The sequence below is a fragment of the Pseudoalteromonas sp. N1230-9 genome (genome assembly GCF_032716425.1).
Classification (GTDB): Bacteria; Pseudomonadota; Gammaproteobacteria; order Enterobacterales; family Alteromonadaceae; genus Pseudoalteromonas.
This window is the reverse complement of the sequence record NZ_CP090419.1, coordinates 3,323,950-3,340,000: the sequence shown is the minus strand read 5'-3', so window position 1 is coordinate 3,340,000 and position 16,051 is coordinate 3,323,950. Positions and strand designations below refer to the sequence as shown.

The following is a 16,051-nucleotide window of genomic DNA, read 5'->3' as shown; positions in this document are numbered from 1 at the left end:
TAGCCATGGGCAGGTTGAAGGTTGAGTAACATCAACTGGAGGACCGAACCCACTAACGTTGAAAAGTTAGGGGATGACCTGTGGCTAGGAGTGAAAGGCTAATCAAACCGGGAGATAGCTGGTTCTCCCCGAAATCTATTTAGGTAGAGCCTCGGACGAATACTTACGGGGGTAGAGCACTGTTAAGGCTAGGGGGTCATCCCGACTTACCAACCCTTTGCAAACTCCGAATACCGTAAAGTACTATCCGGGAGACACACGGCGGGTGCTAACGTCCGTCGTGAAGAGGGAAACAACCCAGACCGCCAGCTAAGGTCCCAAAGTCATAGTTAAGTGGGAAACGATGTGGAAAGGCCCAGACAGCCAGGAGGTTGGCTTAGAAGCAGCCATCCTTTAAAGAAAGCGTAATAGCTCACTGGTCGAGTCGGTCTGCGCGGAAGATGTAACGGGGCTAAACTATGCACCGAAGCTGCGGATTCAAACTTTGTTTGAGTGGTAGGGGAGCGTTCTGTAAGCCGTTGAAGGTGAACCGGGAGGTTTGCTGGAGGTATCAGAAGTGCGAATGCTGACATGAGTAACGATAATGCGGGTGAAAAACCCGCACGCCGGAAGACCAAGGGTTCCTATCCCATGTTAATCAGGGTAGGGTAAGTCGACCCCTAAGGCGAGGCCGAAAGGCGTAGTCGATGGGAAACGGGTTAATATTCCCGTACTTGGTATAATTGCGATGGGGGGACGGAGCAGGCTAAGCAAGCATGGCGTTGGTTGTCCATGTGAAAGTAAGTAGGTTGAGAGTTTAGGAAAATCCGGACTCTTAAGACTGAGATACGAGACGAGCACCCAAGGGTGTGAAGTTGCTGATGCCATACTTCCAGGAAAAGCCTCTAAGCTTCAGATTATACCGAATCGTACCCCAAACCGACACAGGTGGTCAGGTAGAGAATACTAAGGCGCTTGAGAGAACTCGGGTGAAGGAACTAGGCAAAATTGTACCGTAACTTCGGGAGAAGGTACGCTCCTATCTGTGATGAGATTTACTCTCTAAGCGGACGGGAGCCGCAGTGACCAGGTGGCTGGGACTGTTTATTAAAAACACAGCACTGTGCAAAATCGCAAGATGACGTATACGGTGTGACACCTGCCCGGTGCCGGAAGGTTAATTGATGGGGTTAGTTTTCGGACGAAGCTCTTGATCGAAGCCCCGGTAAACGGCGGCCGTAACTATAACGGTCCTAAGGTAGCGAAATTCCTTGTCGGGTAAGTTCCGACCTGCACGAATGGTGTAACCATGGCCACGCTGTCTCCACCCGAGACTCAGTGAAATTGAAATCGCAGTGAAGATGCTGTGTACCCGCGGCTAGACGGAAAGACCCCGTGAACCTTTACTACAGCTTGGCACTGAACATTGACCCTACATGTGTAGGATAGGTGGGAGGCTTTGAAGCAGAGACGCTAGTCTTTGTGGAGCCGTCCTTGAAATACCACCCTTGTAGTGTTGATGTTCTAACGTTGGTCCCTGATCGGGATTACGGACAGTGCCTGGTGGGTAGTTTGACTGGGGCGGTCTCCTCCCAAAGAGTAACGGAGGAGCACGAAGGTTGGCTAAGTACGGTCGGACATCGTACGGTTAGTGTAATGGTAGAAGCCAGCTTAACTGCGAGACAGACACGTCGAGCAGGTACGAAAGTAGGTCATAGTGATCCGGTGGTTCTGAATGGAAGGGCCATCGCTCAACGGATAAAAGGTACTCCGGGGATAACAGGCTGATACCGCCCAAGAGTTCATATCGACGGCGGTGTTTGGCACCTCGATGTCGGCTCATCACATCCTGGGGCTGAAGTCGGTCCCAAGGGTATGGCTGTTCGCCATTTAAAGTGGTACGCGAGCTGGGTTTAGAACGTCGTGAGACAGTTCGGTCCCTATCTGCCGTGGGCGTTTGAGAATTGAGAGGGGTTGCTCCTAGTACGAGAGGACCGGAGTGAACGAACCGCTGGTGTTCGGGTTGTCATGCCAATGGCACTGCCCGGTAGCTACGTTCGGAACTGATAAGCGCTGAAAGCATCTAAGCGCGAAGCAGGCCTCGAGATGAGTTCTCACTAGACTTTTAAAGTCTCTGAAGGGCCGTTGAAGACTACAACGTTGATAGGCAGGATGTGGAAGTGGTGTGAGCCATTAAGCTAACCTGTACTAATTACCCGTGAGGCTTAACCATACAACGCCAAACGCGTTTTGTGACAGCGTAACAGACAGAAGTTAAAAAACTAAAGTAGACATTTACTTAAAATCAGCATTCCGAATTTTAGTAGGGTGAACCGCAACGCTTAATGCGAAATCAGTTCACCTTGCGCAAAGGACTCGTAAGCGCTACGCGCTTTATCGAGAATCCTTTCCACGTATTTTGCTTGGTGACAATAGCGTTTTGGACCCACCTGACCCCATGCCGAACTCAGTAGTGAAACGAAACAGCGCCGATGATAGTGTGGCATTTGCCATGTGAAAGTAGGACATCGCCAGGCTCCTAATTAAAGAAACCCGTTGCAGCAATGCAACGGGTTTTTTGTGCGTGTCGTCGTGCTTTTATATCGCGCTTTATCCGTAAATAGACAGCCCATGACGCGGGATAAACCCACTGCTACGCGACAAGGCCACCCCAAGACGTTTGTCGTCGCGATTTTACATCGCGCTCTATCCGCGAATAAAGAGCCAATGACGTGGAGTAAGCTCGCGGCTACGCGATAAGCCATCCAATATAATGAGAGTGTGGCAGATGCCATAAAAAGCGAGATATCCACTGCGTAGCCCACCATGGCTCCAAATAAGCGAAACCCGTTGTAGAAATTCAACGGCTTTTTTGTGTGTGTCGTCGCGATTTTATATCGCGTGATAGACGTAGTGGACGCACAACCCATGACGCGGGATGAACCCGCTGCTGTTCGAGACTAGAATGCAGAGGTTATTTGTAAAGTGGTTGCGCTAATACTAAAGAAAAACCTCTGCTGTATGTCCAGACTATTCCTAAAGCCGGATCTTAGCAGTATGCTGACATAACCAAAAAAGCCCAGCAGAGATTCCCTGCTGGGCTTTTTATGTAGTAAGTGTCGTTACTTAATCATGCTATAAATAAGCGCAAATACCGCCAGAGAGCCAATTGTAAGCACAAACAGTGTACTTAAGCGGTTTCTGTATTTGTGTAAGCTAGGTACTTTATAAACGGCAATCATCGGCATGATGAAAAGGATCATGGCAATGATAGGGCCTGACAGCTGATCCATCATGTCTAAAATACTTGGGTTGATCACTGAGCAATACCAAATAGCGAAGAACATGATTACTGTGCCAATTTTATCAACTAACTTTGGATTCAAATGTGCTTGCTTACTAACTAGCCCATTAAAGCTTTCACGAGCACCTAAGAAGTGTCCTAAGAATGATGAAGTAATTGCGATAAAAGCAACCAGAGGGCCAAGTGTGGCAATAAAAGAGTTATCTGTGATATTGGCTAGAAATGACAAAATAGACACATTATCAGCTTTAGCTTGTATCATTTGCTCAGATGACAGAGACAACACACAAGAAAATACAAACAGCAACACAAATACAATCAGTAACAAGCTGGTACGTTTAAGAATTGCTTCAGATTTCATTTTGGCATTATTGCCATAATGGGCTCGCTGTACATGGACAAAGCTTGAGATCGCAGCTGCGTGGCTAAACGAAAAAACAATAATGGGAATAGATAACCAAAGCGTCTTCATAAAACCTGAGAATTCAGGAATAGTGATGTTAGGCATTTGCCAGCTAGGGATTAAATATAATGATAAGAAGAATAAGATACCAACCAGAGGATAAACTAAAATAGAAAAAGCGCGAAGCATAAGTGCCTCACCACCAAGCATTAAGCTAATCATACCACCTACTAAAACCCCTGATAATAGAACTCGAGGTGGTGACTCCATGCCTAATTGATTCACAATAAAGCTGTCGACGGTATTGGTTAAGCCAACACCATAGATAAGTAAAATAGGAAAGATCGAAAGGAAGTATAAAAGAGAAATTAAGCGACCAGCGTTAATACCAAAATGCTCTTCAACTACGTCTGTAAAATCAGCATCGGACTGTTTAGATGATAATACAAAACGGGCCAAACCACGGTGAGCCAGAAAAGTCATAGGAAAGGCTAAGCAAGCCATAATCACTAATGGCCAGAATCCACCAATACCAATATTAATCGGTAAGAATAAAATACCAGCGCCGACTGCGGTACCAAATAAGCTTAATACCCATTGGGTGTCATGAAGATTCCATTTCGAGTTACTACTTGTTGTCGATGCGTTGTACTGCGCAGCATCTTGATGTGTGTTCATTAGCACTCCACTATTAGAATAATAATTGTCGCGCAGCATATAGAAAAGCGACTAAGAATGCATGTTTTAGCGTTGTATTTAAATAACTATGCTGTAAGGGGAGACTTACACAAAGGAATATTGCTTATTTGGCTAGCTGAGTTTTGCACTGCTCCACCCAGCTTAGAGTGTTATTGTGCAGCCGTTAGTGCACGTGTTTTTATATCAGCAGCAAATGCTAAGCCTTTCTTAAAGCGAGCCTCAGCGGCACTGATTTCTGCTTCATCGCCATTTGCGGCAAGAATGCTTTGTGAGAGAGCCTTATAAAGCGAGGTGATTTGTGATTCGTACGCTGCTTCAATTGCCTTTTCAACCGTTGTCATTTTTATTCCTTCACTATAAATAATTGAGCAAAATATTAACGGAACATTGCTTCATTGACTAGTTTTGCAATGTAATATTTAGCGGAATTTTTAAGTATTAAATTTAAAATTTAGTATGTGATAATGGTTTTTATAAAGCATGATTTTAGTGTTTTTTTATTAATGGGTTTTATGTGTGTAGTTAATACGTCTTTTTCTATGTTTTATATTTGTAGTTTTGTTATTTTTCACCTATAAATAAGTACCTTTTTTAGGTAGTGGATTCTAAATGAAAATTAATAAGGATTTTGTTATGAAAAATTTTGTTTTTATATTGGTTTTTCTGGGCGTAGCTAACTTATCTTACGCAAATACCGTGTATGTAAGTTCAGATGGTACTGGCGATGGGTATGATATAGAAAGGCCAGCGAATTTATCAGATTTAAATGGGTTTCTAGCAGATGCGAGTATAGCAAATATTATTTTAAAATCTGGGATATATTATCAGAATAATTATTTGTCGGTTAGCCAAGGGGCACACCCCGTTAAAATTTCTGGTTTAGGTAATGTTATAATTACCAGTGACTATAATAGTGGTAATAGCGGGAGCTCAGGCTTTATTGTTGCGAGAAGCAATATTAGCTTTGATAATATAAAGTTTATTAATACACAATATTGTTTTAGGTTTAAGGAAGGTTCAGTATCGAATGTAAATATTGATCGCATATATGCGCACAATACAATGAGTTGTGTAGATTTTGATAAAAATGACTCAGCAGCTTTTAGTAACATTACAATCAATGAATTAACCACCTTAGCTTACCATAAAGCAGGAATTCGCATTAATGGTAAACCAAAAAATATTTCTATTACAAACTCAAAAATAGATGGGTTAAATTCAAATATAGATTCTACTAAAGATTGTCATATTACTGGTATCAGTGTCAGCGGTGAGGCTAAAGATATAAATATTGAAAATGTATCTATTTCAAATAATGTAGGCGGTTCAGTTGATTGCGGGGGTTATCAGCAGGGGGATGGTATTGTTGTAAATTCAGATGTCACCGGTGTTACAATTAAAAATGTATTGGTGTCGAACAGTCGAGATGCAGATCTTGATATAAAAAGTCAAAGTACCACTTTAGAAGAAGTTACATCGTTATCAGGTGATATTAACAGACACAATCTAAAGCTTTGGTATAATGATTTCTCATGTAAAAACTGCTATGTAAAAGCTAATAAGCCGAATGCAATTCAGGCAATAGGTTCAAGAGTCGAGTTTGTCGATTCTGTTTTTGAGGTGTCTGATGTATCTAAATTATGTGATTTACATGAGAGAAATGGCATTCAGGGCAGTATTGGTTTTGTGGGTGGAATGCAGTTAAATATCGAAAATCTGAGTATGGTAAACGGCTTTATTCCAGATTGTAGGTAAATATAAACTATTTAAACAGTTAGTAGAGCTGTGTTTCTAAATCAGCTCGTTTGGAATTCCCTCTAGAATATTTTAGAGGGAATTGTCTGAGGCTTTTTGAGTTTTCAATAGATTAAGTTCTGTGATATTCAACTCAGCCTGAAAAAATTAACGCTTTTGAAGCCACTTTTCTATTTACCTTAACCTTCTAACGCTGATACCACAAAATATGGATTCAGATACTCTTCTTTACTGTTATACCGTAATGGGCTGCCATCGAGCTTGCTAACCGTTGCACCTGCTATTTCGGCAATCGCATGGCCTGCGCCTGTATCCCACTCACAGGTTGGGCCTAACCTTGGGTAAATATCTGCACTGCCTTCGGCTACTAAGCATAGTTTTAGTGAGCTGCCTTTTGAGACCATTTCTACGTCATCGAACTGTTTTACAAACTCAGCAAGATCTGGAGAAGGATGTGAGCGACTGCCAACAACACGGATAAGTCCTCTGTTTGGTTTGCGGGTAACTTTTAGTTCGATACGCTCATCGCCTTTATCTTTAAAGGCACCGATTGCTTCACTTGCAATATACGAAACGCCCAAAGCGGGTGCATCAACCACAGCTAATACAGGCTTTCCATTTTCGATCAGTGCAATATTGACGGTAAACTCGCCGTTTTTCTTGATGAATTCTTTGGTGCCATCTATAGGATCAACTAACCAGTAGCGTTGCCATGCTTGGCGGACGTCCCAGCTTATATCAGCGCTTTCTTCACTTAGAATTGGCACATCTGGGGTAAGGTGTTTTAAGCCATTCACAATCACTTTATGAGCTGCTAGGTCTGCGTCGGTAACAGGACTTTCATCAGCCTTGTATTCAACATTAAAGTCCTTTTCGTAAATCCCCATTATTGCGCTACCCGCTTGGCGTGCGAGGAGTAAGATTTCTTCTAGCAGTTCCGTTTGATTCATGGCTTAACCTATAATTTGCTGTTGTTTTAAATACGCTACCAGTTCTTGCACCGATTGGTCTAGGGTGTTTGCGCTCGTATCGATTTTAATTTCTGGTGAAATAGGGGGTTGATAATCAGAATCGATTCCAGTGAAGTGCTTTATCTCACCTGCACGGGCTTTTTTATAGAGACCCTTTGGATCGCGGCTTTCGCAAACGTCTAATGGGGTATCTAAAAATACTTCGATAAATTCACCCTCTTCAACTAAGTTTCTTACCATATCGCGTTCACTTCGAAAGGGTGAAATAAATGCGGTGAGTACCACAAGTCCGGCATCAACCATGAGTTTTGCGGTTTCACCCACCCGACGAATATTTTCAATACGGTCTTCATCACTAAAGCCAAGATCTTTACATAAACCATGACGGACATTATCACCGTCTAATAGGTATGTGTGCACACCTAATTGATTCAGGGCACTTTCTAGTGCATTGGCAACGGTGCTTTTGCCAGAGCCTGAAAAACCAGTGAACCATAAAATAGTTGGCTTATGTTTTTTTTGCTCACTACGCTGTGCTTTAGTGGTGGCGTAGTTATGCCATACAATATTCTCATCCATTGTTTTTACTCTCATTATTGAAATGGAAAAACCAGTGGTATTAATGTCAGCACCGTTATTGAATAAATAATCGATAACGGTAAGCCCATTGCAATGTAATCTTTTAAACGGTAGTTACCCGCACTGTATACCATTAGGTTAGTTTGGTAACCATATGGTGAAATAAAACTGGCCGATGCACCAAAAGCGACAGCCATAATAAAAGGGAGTGGCGATACATCAAAACCTATGGCTAATGCGTAGGCAACTGGAAACGAAAGTGCCGCGGCAGCATTATTGGTAATGAGCTCGGTAAACATCACGGTCATTAAGAAAATGGCAATGAAAGCACCATAAGGTCCAAAATCGCCAAGCACGTATAACATACCTGATGATATTTCACCGGCAAGGCCTGTGCCTATCATTAATTTAGCCAGGCCGATAGCACTGCCTACCACGGCGAGTAGCTCAATCGGAAAGCGGCGCTTTACTTCACTAAGTTTAATTGTGCCAGTTAGCATTAGGCCGATCAGTAAAACAAGTAGACCTTTAATCAAGGGCACGATTCCAAGAATGCTCAGGCCTAAAACCCCCGCAAAACTTGCCAATACGATATTAGATTTCTTTGGCTTTAAGTGAGTTTGTAAATCAAGGCCTGAAATATAAACAAACTCTCTTTTAAGGTCAGGAAGCGAGTAAAACTCTTTACCTGGTGCAAGAATGAGTGAGTCACCAGCTTGAAGTTGTACTTTACCTAAACCACCTTGCAAACGGTCATGACCACGGCGAATGGCAATAACTGCCGCATGGAATTGCTCACGAAAACGCACTTCCTTAACGGTTTTACCTATGTATTTAGATGAATGGCTGACAACGACTTCAACTAAGTGCTCAACATCTTTTTCGTGTTTGTCGTGAACGACTTTTAGACCATCAAACTGAGTAAGCAGCGGCACCGATTTTATGTCACCGACAAATAGAAGCACGTCACCTTCTTTTATCACTTGCTTTGGTGTGACTGCACAGATACGTTTATCTTCACGGATGATTTCGGCTAAGAATAGGTCTTTAAGTTCACGAAGACCATTTTCTTCAACGCTTTTACCCGCGAGTTTTGAGCCGATTTCAACTTTACCTTCTAGATAGAAAGGGACGACTTCTTGATCGTTTTTGCCATTATCAGGAAGGTATTTCAACATCACAATGATAGTGATTAAGCCAACACTTAAAGCACCCAAGCCCACTAATGTAAAATCAAAAAAGCCAAGGGGCGCCATGCCAGCTTCTACTGCAAAACCATTAACAATTAAGTTAGTTGATGTGCCAATTAGGGTAATCGTGCCCCCTAAAATTGCAGTGTACGACAAGGGCAACAACAACTTAGACGGGGAATGAGTTGGGCTGTCTTTTATTGCACTAATAAGTGAGGCCACAACCGCCGTATTATTAGTAAATGATGATAAAAAAGCAGTAGATAAACCAAGTTTAGTCACTGAGCTGGTTAGACTTCCTTTAGAAAGTGACTGAGCAAGTTTCTGTACTAACGTGGTTTTTTCTACAGCAATAGACACTAATACAAGCAGTATTAAAGTAATTAAAGAGGGGTTTGCATAGTTCACCAGCATATCTTCAAGGCTTATAAGCCCTGCTAGATAGCTAATACCAATGGCGCCAACAAATAACCATGCTGGTTTTAGTCGTGTGCCAAAAAGGCACCCGACTAATACCAGCATAATGCCTGTTAATACCAGCTGTTGATACATGCTATTACTTCCTATAACAGGCGAAAAGTGATCATTTAAGCTTAGTTATATCAAGCGCTTGCCAGTGAGGGAAGTGCTTGCGTACTAAAGCGTTAAATTCAACTTCAAAGTCGCTAAAGTTACTTTGCTGTTCTTCAATGTTAAGTAATTGCTCAATCATACCTGCTGCTACAGTTAGGTTTGATAGGCGATCGATTAGGATAAACGCACCTGTTTCATGGTTGTTGTGGTACTCATCAGCCAAAATTGTTTCTGTAAGTTCTAAGGTTACAATGGCAATTTCGTTCAGTTGTAATGAGTCAGCTTGACCATGCTCTAGGGTATTTACATCAATCGTGTGATCGATTTTTCTTACCACTGCAGAGATGTTCTTGCTGCCTAACTTAAAGTTATAGCTTTTACCTAATACAAGCGGCGCTTCGTGCATCCATACTAATTTAGCTTGAATACGATTTGTGACCGCGGCTTTTGAAGCGGCTGGTACAATCACATCACCACGGCTGATATCTATCTCGTCGTTTAATGTTAAGGTGATTGCTTGTCCTGCTTCAGCGGTATCTAAGTTGCCATCAAAAGTGACAATCTCTTTGATGCTTGAGCTTTTACCCGATGGTAGCACTTTCACTGCATCACCAACACTGAACTTGCCAGAGGTTAAAGTACCTTGGAAGCCACGGAAGTCTAAGTTAGGGCGTACGACATATTGCACCGGAAGGCGAGCTTCGAAACCGTTATCAATTTCAGCAGCTGGCGAGTCTTCAAGTAACTCAAGCAGTGGTTTATCTGTGTAGTAAGGTGTGTGCTCTGAGCGTGTTACTACGTTGTCACCTTTAAGTGCAGACATAGGCACAAACTTGATATTTGTAACGTTTAGCTGCTCCGCAAATTTAAGATAATCCGCTTTGATTTTTTCATACACGGTTTCATCAAAGTCGACGATGTCCATCTTATTGATAGCAACAACAAACTGCTTAATACCAAGCGAATCACAGATAAAACTATGGCGTTTTGTTTGTACTTGTACACCGTAACGCGCATCCACTAAGATAATCGCAACATCACTTGTTGATGCACCGGTTACCATGTTGCGTGTGTACTGCTCATGCCCTGGTGTGTCAGCAATGATGAATTTACGTTTTGCTGTTGAGAAGTAACGATAAGCAACGTCAATCGTAATACCTTGTTCACGCTCAGCTTGTAAGCCATCAACAAGGAGTGCTAAATCAAGCTCTTCACCCGCATTACCGACCTTTTCATTGTCTTTATGCAGGGCGGCAAGTTGATCTTCATAAATTTGGTGGCTGTCATGTAAAAGGCGGCCAATCAGCGTTGATTTACCGTCATCAACGCTACCACATGTCAGCATGCGTAAAAGGCTTTTATCTTGTTGACGTGCGAGGTAAGCGTCAATGCCTAGCTCTCTTACTTCGTTAATCGTGTCGTTTGTTTTAGACATTAGAAATAGCCCTCACGTTTTTTCTTTTCCATTGAACCAGCTGAATCATGATCAATCACACGGCCCTCACGCTCAGAAGAGGTTGAAAGCAGCATTTCTTCAATAATTTCCGTTAAGGTTCCTGCCGTTGATTCCACAGCACCCGTTAACGGGTAACAACCCAGAGTACGGAAACGCACAGATTTCATTTGTGGTACTTCGCCTTCCTCAAGAGGCATGCGCTCATCATCAACCATAATTAGCGTGCCGTTACGCTCAACAACAGGGCGTTCTTTGGCAAGGTAAAGTGGAACCATTTCAATGTTTTCTTGGTAGATATACTGCCAAATATCAAGCTCAGTCCAGTTAGATAGCGGGAAAACACGAATGCTTTCACCTGGGTTAACTTGGCTGTTATATGTATTCCAAAGCTCTGGACGTTGGTTTTTTGGATCCCATCTGTGGTGTTTGTCACGGAATGAGTAAACACGCTCTTTAGCACGCGATTTCTCTTCGTCACGACGTGCTCCACCAAACGCAGCATCAAAGCCGTATTTATCTAATGCTTGCTTTAAGCCTTGGGTTTTCATGATATCAGTGTGTTTTGCTGAGCCGTGTACAAATGGGTTGATATCAATCTCTAACCCTTCAGGGTTTTTGTGGACGATTAAATCAAAGCCGTATTCTCTGGCTAGGCGGTCACGAAACTCGATCATTTCCTTAAATTTCCAGTTGGTATCAACATGTAATAATGGAAATGGGATCTTTGCTGGGTAAAACGCTTTGCGTGCTAAGTGTAATAATACCGATGAATCTTTACCTATCGAGTAAAGCATCACCGGATGTTCAAACTCAGCAGCCACTTCGCGCATGATCTTGATACTTTCAGCTTCTAATTGCTGAAGGTGTGTTAAAGCCATTGTTAGTCGTCCTACTAAAATGATTAAAAGTTAAATTACGCTACGCCTGTAATAGGCTGGGCAAAGCTGCTGGTTTGTTCGGTTTGTCCGAACCATGCAAGCTGGTGATGCAATGATGCAACTTCGCCTATAATTAGTAAAGCGGGTGAGATAATACTATGACGGGCAATCAAGTCCGCCAATTCACCCAGTTGTCCTGTAACGACACGCTGTTCTTTTCGCGTACCATTTTCAATAATGGCAACCGGTGTTTCTGCACCACGGCCATGTTTTAATAATTGTGCTTGAATATGGGGAGATTTAATGACACCCATATAAATTGCCAAAGTTTGATTTGGTTTTGCTAGTGATTGCCAATCAAGTTCTTGACCATCTTTTTTACAGTGTCCTGTCACAAATTGAATGGCTTGTGCATGGTCTCTGTGTGTTAGAGGGATCCCAGCATAAGCACTGCAGCCGGCAGCAGCAGTGATACCCGGTACGATTTGGTAACGTACTTGATTTGCGGCTAGCACTTGCACTTCTTCACCACCACGACCATAAATAAATGGGTCGCCTCCTTTAATACGGCATACTTTTTTACCTTGTTTGGCAAAATCTACGAGCATTTGATTGGTATCTTCCTGTGCAACGCTGTGATCGCCCAAGCGTTTACCAACACAGACTAAATCAGCGTCACGACGCACAAGTTCCATAATTTCATCAGAGACTAAATAGTCATACACAACGACGTCTGCTTGCTGCATTAACTGCAGTGCTTTTAGTGTTAATAACTCAGGGTCACCTGGGCCTGCACCGACAACATACACTTCGCCTTCAGGCTCTGGCTTTGCATCTAACAGTTGCTCTAACTGCACAGTTGCTGCCTCGGTATTACCCGCTTGCACTTTACTCACAACTGATGAGTCAAACACCCCTTCCCAAAATTGGCGACGGTCAGCAAAGTGCTTGAAACGCTGTTTTACTTTATCGCGAAAGCTGCCAACTAATGTAGCAAGTGGGCCAATGTGTTGTGGAATAAGCGTTTCGAGTTTTTCACGTAACCGACGTGCAAGTACGGGGGCAGTGCCAGCACTTGAAATAGCAATTGTGATTGGATCACGGTCAACAATCGAAGGAAAAATAAAGCTGCATTTAGGCTGGTCATCCACCACATTAACGAAAATATTACGCGCATTGGCACGTTCAAAAACGTCATTATTGACGCTGTCGATATCCGTCGCCGCAATAACTAGCATTTGTTGATCTAAATACTGCTCTTTAAATATATCAACAATAAGCGTTACTTCACCTTGCGTTGCAAGCGCAGTAAGTTCATCACAAAACTCAGGGGCGACTAGCGTTACATTGGCACGTGCTTTTAAAAATGCACGGCACTTGCGTAACGCAACATCTCCACCGCCGACTACCAATACAGGTTTGTCGTCTAACTTGGTAAAGATAGGTAAATATTGCACGTTGTTCTCACCCCTAAAACACATCAAAGAAACTGCTTATTGCAGGCAAGCAGAATATAGTGCTCTAAATAAAGTAAAAAATAATTAAAACCAAGTTTATATAACTAAAAGTTATATTTGGTGGCTTTGTTTGGCTTAAGGCTTAGTTAACAAGGGATTGCGGCGAGTTACAAGGAAATTAAATGCCTTATGGTGATTAGTTATGATTTATAGCCAGATCATAAAAATTTGCTACTATAGAGTACTAATATGGCAATACAAAATAAGATCAATGACTAACATGCAAACAATCGCTGCCCAAGCGGTGGCACTAATGGATTTAACAACACTGAATGACACCGACACTACAGAGTCTATTAATAACTTGGTTGCGAGTGTTGAGCCAAAGTTAGGCATTCCTGCTGCGGTTTGTGTGTATAGCCAGTTTGTTAGTGACGCCAAGCTTGCACTCGCTGAGCGCGAGTTACAACAAGTTAAAGTGGCTACTGTGACTAACTTTCCTAATGGGGAGCAGTCTTTAGAACAAGTGATAAACGAAACGTTGTTTGCCATTGAACGCGGAGCCGATGAAGTAGACTTAGTGATTCCATACAAAGCACTGATTGCCGGTGATGAACGCAAAGTTTTAGAGTATGTTCAAGCATCAAAAGATGCCTGCGGTACTCAAGTGCAACTTAAAGTGATCATTGAAAGCGGTGAATTGACCAATGAGTTGATTGCTACAGCAACTAAGCTGGCGATAGAAGGCGGTGCCGACTTTGTGAAAACCAGTACTGGTAAAGTCGCTGTGAATGCCACCCTTGCGGCGACTAAGATTATTTTAGAGACCATTGAAGCAAGTGGTAAAAAGGTGGGTTTTAAAGCGGCGGGTGGAGTAAGAACTGTTACTGACGCTGCTGAATACTTAGCTTTAGCTGAGTCAATTATGGGTGAAGCGTATTTACAACCCGAGCTTTTTCGGTTTGGCGCTTCAGGTTTATTAAGTGATGTGTATACGACATTAAATGAATCGTGAAAGTGAGCAAGAAAAAATAGCGCTAGAGCATGGTGCGGCAAAGCTATTTTTGCGCTGTTACGAAAAGCAATTTGGTGTAACTATGCGTAATATCTGGCATAACACACCGAGTAAGCCCGATGTTAGTTGCTATAAAGGTGATGAGCGACTCGATATTGAAATAGCGCATTTATATGCCAGTGAAACAGAAGCGATGGCGGTGCTTGGCCGACCTTTGTCGATTGGTATGCAACGAGACCTTGCGGAAATGGCGTTAGCACCGAGTAACGAGCGTCTGCACTGTGCTTTGCATCGATTGCTTGCACAAAAGGCCAAGAAACATTACGAGTCTACTCACCCTTGGTTATTAATACGAAATGCCAGTACGATTTGGCATCTAGAAGATTTTAAGTCAGTACTTACTAACTTAAAAGTGCCAGCAAAACATCCATTTCAACAAATTTGGCTATTGTGTGATTTTTACCGTGGCGAATTGATACAAATTTTGTAGTGATAAACGAAAATGTATACAGCCAGTGCTGGCACTGGCTGTTAGTTTGCTTAGTTGAATTTAAAAATACTGCCAAGGCTTTCTAAACTTGATTTGTTAGTTTTGGCAATGCAGCCTGAATCATCAAGAGACTTTTTGGTCGTCTCATCCGCAAGACCAGTCACTTTGAGCTTTTTTTCTTGCTGATACTCAGTGAGTGCAATCACGGTTGCTTCATCGTACTCTACGTCTTCTACTTCATATTCTTCATAGTGAGGCTGTCTTTTCAAATAACCCAAACAAACCAAGTTCAGTCGTGACATCGCCAAGTCTGTTTTTTCGTAGTAAGGCATTCTGTGATTAGGAACGCTAACCGATGCGACTGGGGCTTTAGCGGGGGCTGTAGCAGCCGTTACTTTTAATGGCGCAGGCGCTGTGTGACCAGCCGCTATCGTGTTATCACTGTTGTAACGATAATAAGTCGCTGGCACTTTTGATTCTAAGAACTCAACCGCCTTTACAATCACTTCACGCAATGCTTTTTCTTTTGGTGTGTTTGACCAACTACTTAGATTGCCGCCGACTAGGGCGCCACCAAAGTTAGTTGCAGCAGAGGTAAAATTAAAATCTTTACTGCCGCCTTCTACGCTAGTGGCTGCTAGAATACGCGAGGTACGGGTGTCTATTAAACGTAAATCAATAGCCATGTGTGAACTTGAAAAGCCCGCTGATACTGAACTAAACACATCACCAATAAACCCACCACTCCCTACACGAGTGCCAGAGTTGTCGTCATCGAACTCTGTGACCGCTGCTACAACCACAATTTCGGCACCCTCTATTTCGCCATAGGCTGCGCCTGATGCTGCACTTACTCGACCTGATACCGCTAAGTCTTGCTCTGATAAAACAGCATCAAGTGCTTGTCTTTCTAGGACGATAAATCGATTGGTACTAACTAATGCAGTTGTTAGCTGATCTGCCATACCTTCACCAATTTCTTTACGCCACCAACGCGAGTCGTTGGACTTATCGGTAAAGCGTGCCACTGCGACTCTGGCTTTAGGACCATTGTATTGTTGTTGCGCGACTTCGTTGATATTCGGGCTGTTGTTATTGCTTGTGGTTGTCGTGGTACTTTGGCATGCAGTTAGTGCAGCAGCAAGTAAAGTGAGCGTAATCGCTTTGTGTGTTTTGGTGAGCATATGACTTTCCTTAACTTATATCTCATGCAGTAAATAACGCCACAATACGGGCTTAGTTGTTATAAATGTTTATTAGGATAAGTTATAAAAATCAGTGCATTAAAAATAGCACTCAAGC

General features: G+C 42.7%; 12 protein-coding genes and 2 rRNA genes (1 of these 14 cut by a window edge). 5 read left to right on the top strand and 9 right to left on the bottom strand.

Annotated features, from left to right (window positions below; all coding sequences use genetic code 11):
- Together LY624_RS15595 and rrf are read left to right on the top strand one after the other, a co-directional pair.
- Positions 1 to 2,212, top strand: a 23S ribosomal RNA gene (locus LY624_RS15595) (it extends 671 nt beyond the left edge of the window).
- 189 nt (positions 2,213 to 2,401) lie between these two features.
- Positions 2,402 to 2,516: ribosomal RNA gene (rrf, locus tag LY624_RS15590) — 5S ribosomal RNA — on the top strand.
- A gap of 585 nt (positions 2,517 to 3,101) precedes the next feature.
- Here rrf and LY624_RS15585 read toward each other — a convergent pair.
- On the bottom strand, positions 3,102 to 4,364 hold the full coding sequence (locus tag LY624_RS15585) for an aromatic amino acid transport family protein (protein WP_341803426.1): 1,263 nt from the start codon (positions 4,362 to 4,364) through the stop codon (positions 3,102 to 3,104).
- Positions 4,365 to 4,534: 170 nt separating this feature from the next.
- Positions 4,535 to 4,726: a hypothetical protein gene (locus tag LY624_RS15580; RefSeq protein WP_130149224.1), complete on the bottom strand. Its 192-nt coding sequence runs from the start codon at positions 4,724 to 4,726 to the stop codon at positions 4,535 to 4,537.
- Positions 4,727 to 4,994: 268 nt separating this feature from the next.
- Between LY624_RS15580 and LY624_RS15575 the strand changes: the two genes are divergently transcribed.
- The gene (locus LY624_RS15575; RefSeq protein ID WP_341803425.1) at positions 4,995 to 6,140 is read left to right on the top strand and encodes a hypothetical protein; all 1,146 of its coding nucleotides are present in this window, start codon (positions 4,995 to 4,997) and stop codon (positions 6,138 to 6,140) included.
- Between the two features lie 179 nt (positions 6,141 to 6,319).
- Here the strand turns inward: LY624_RS15575 and cysQ are convergent, their stop codons facing one another.
- From cysQ to cysG, 6 genes are read right to left on the bottom strand one after another with little or no spacing between them, the layout of a single operon-like run.
- Entirely contained in the window at positions 6,320 to 7,090 is a 771-nt protein-coding gene (gene cysQ / locus LY624_RS15570) for a 3'(2'),5'-bisphosphate nucleotidase CysQ (protein WP_237120500.1), read from the bottom strand.
- A 3-nt stretch (positions 7,091 to 7,093) separates the two neighbouring features.
- The gene (cysC, locus tag LY624_RS15565) at positions 7,094 to 7,690 is read right to left on the bottom strand and encodes an adenylyl-sulfate kinase (protein ID WP_130149221.1); all 597 of its coding nucleotides are present in this window, start codon (positions 7,688 to 7,690) and stop codon (positions 7,094 to 7,096) included.
- A 14-nt stretch (positions 7,691 to 7,704) separates the two neighbouring features.
- Positions 7,705 to 9,432, bottom strand: a complete 1,728-nt coding sequence (locus LY624_RS15560) for an SLC13 family permease (protein ID WP_341803424.1) — start codon at positions 9,430 to 9,432, stop codon at positions 7,705 to 7,707.
- A 31-nt stretch (positions 9,433 to 9,463) separates the two neighbouring features.
- Complete coding sequence (cysN, locus tag LY624_RS15555) at positions 9,464 to 10,888, bottom strand: sulfate adenylyltransferase subunit CysN (RefSeq protein WP_341803423.1); 1,425 nt, start codon at positions 10,886 to 10,888, stop codon at positions 9,464 to 9,466.
- The gene (cysD, locus tag LY624_RS15550; RefSeq protein WP_341803422.1) at positions 10,888 to 11,787 is read right to left on the bottom strand and encodes a sulfate adenylyltransferase subunit CysD; all 900 of its coding nucleotides are present in this window, start codon (positions 11,785 to 11,787) and stop codon (positions 10,888 to 10,890) included. The genes cysN and cysD overlap by 1 nt, the downstream gene beginning before the upstream one ends.
- Positions 11,788 to 11,822: 35 nt before the next feature.
- Positions 11,823 to 13,244: a siroheme synthase CysG gene (gene cysG, locus LY624_RS15545; protein ID WP_130149218.1), complete on the bottom strand. Its 1,422-nt coding sequence runs from the start codon at positions 13,242 to 13,244 to the stop codon at positions 11,823 to 11,825.
- Between the two features lie 271 nt (positions 13,245 to 13,515).
- On the opposite strand from cysG, the gene deoC reads away from it, so the two are divergent.
- Together deoC and LY624_RS15535 are read left to right on the top strand one after the other, a co-directional pair.
- Positions 13,516 to 14,259, top strand: a complete 744-nt coding sequence (gene deoC, locus LY624_RS15540; RefSeq protein WP_341803421.1) for a deoxyribose-phosphate aldolase — start codon at positions 13,516 to 13,518, stop codon at positions 14,257 to 14,259.
- Positions 14,249 to 14,749 carry a hypothetical protein gene (locus LY624_RS15535; protein WP_341803420.1) on the top strand — a complete coding sequence of 167 codons (501 nt, stop codon included), beginning with the start codon at positions 14,249 to 14,251 and terminating at the stop codon, positions 14,747 to 14,749. Before deoC ends, LY624_RS15535 begins: the two co-directional genes overlap by 11 nt.
- A 50-nt stretch (positions 14,750 to 14,799) precedes the next feature.
- Here the strand turns inward: LY624_RS15535 and LY624_RS15530 are convergent, their stop codons facing one another.
- Entirely contained in the window at positions 14,800 to 15,933 is a 1,134-nt protein-coding gene (locus LY624_RS15530) for a CsgG/HfaB family protein (protein ID WP_341803419.1), read from the bottom strand.
- Between the last annotated feature and the right edge of the window lie 118 nt (positions 15,934 to 16,051).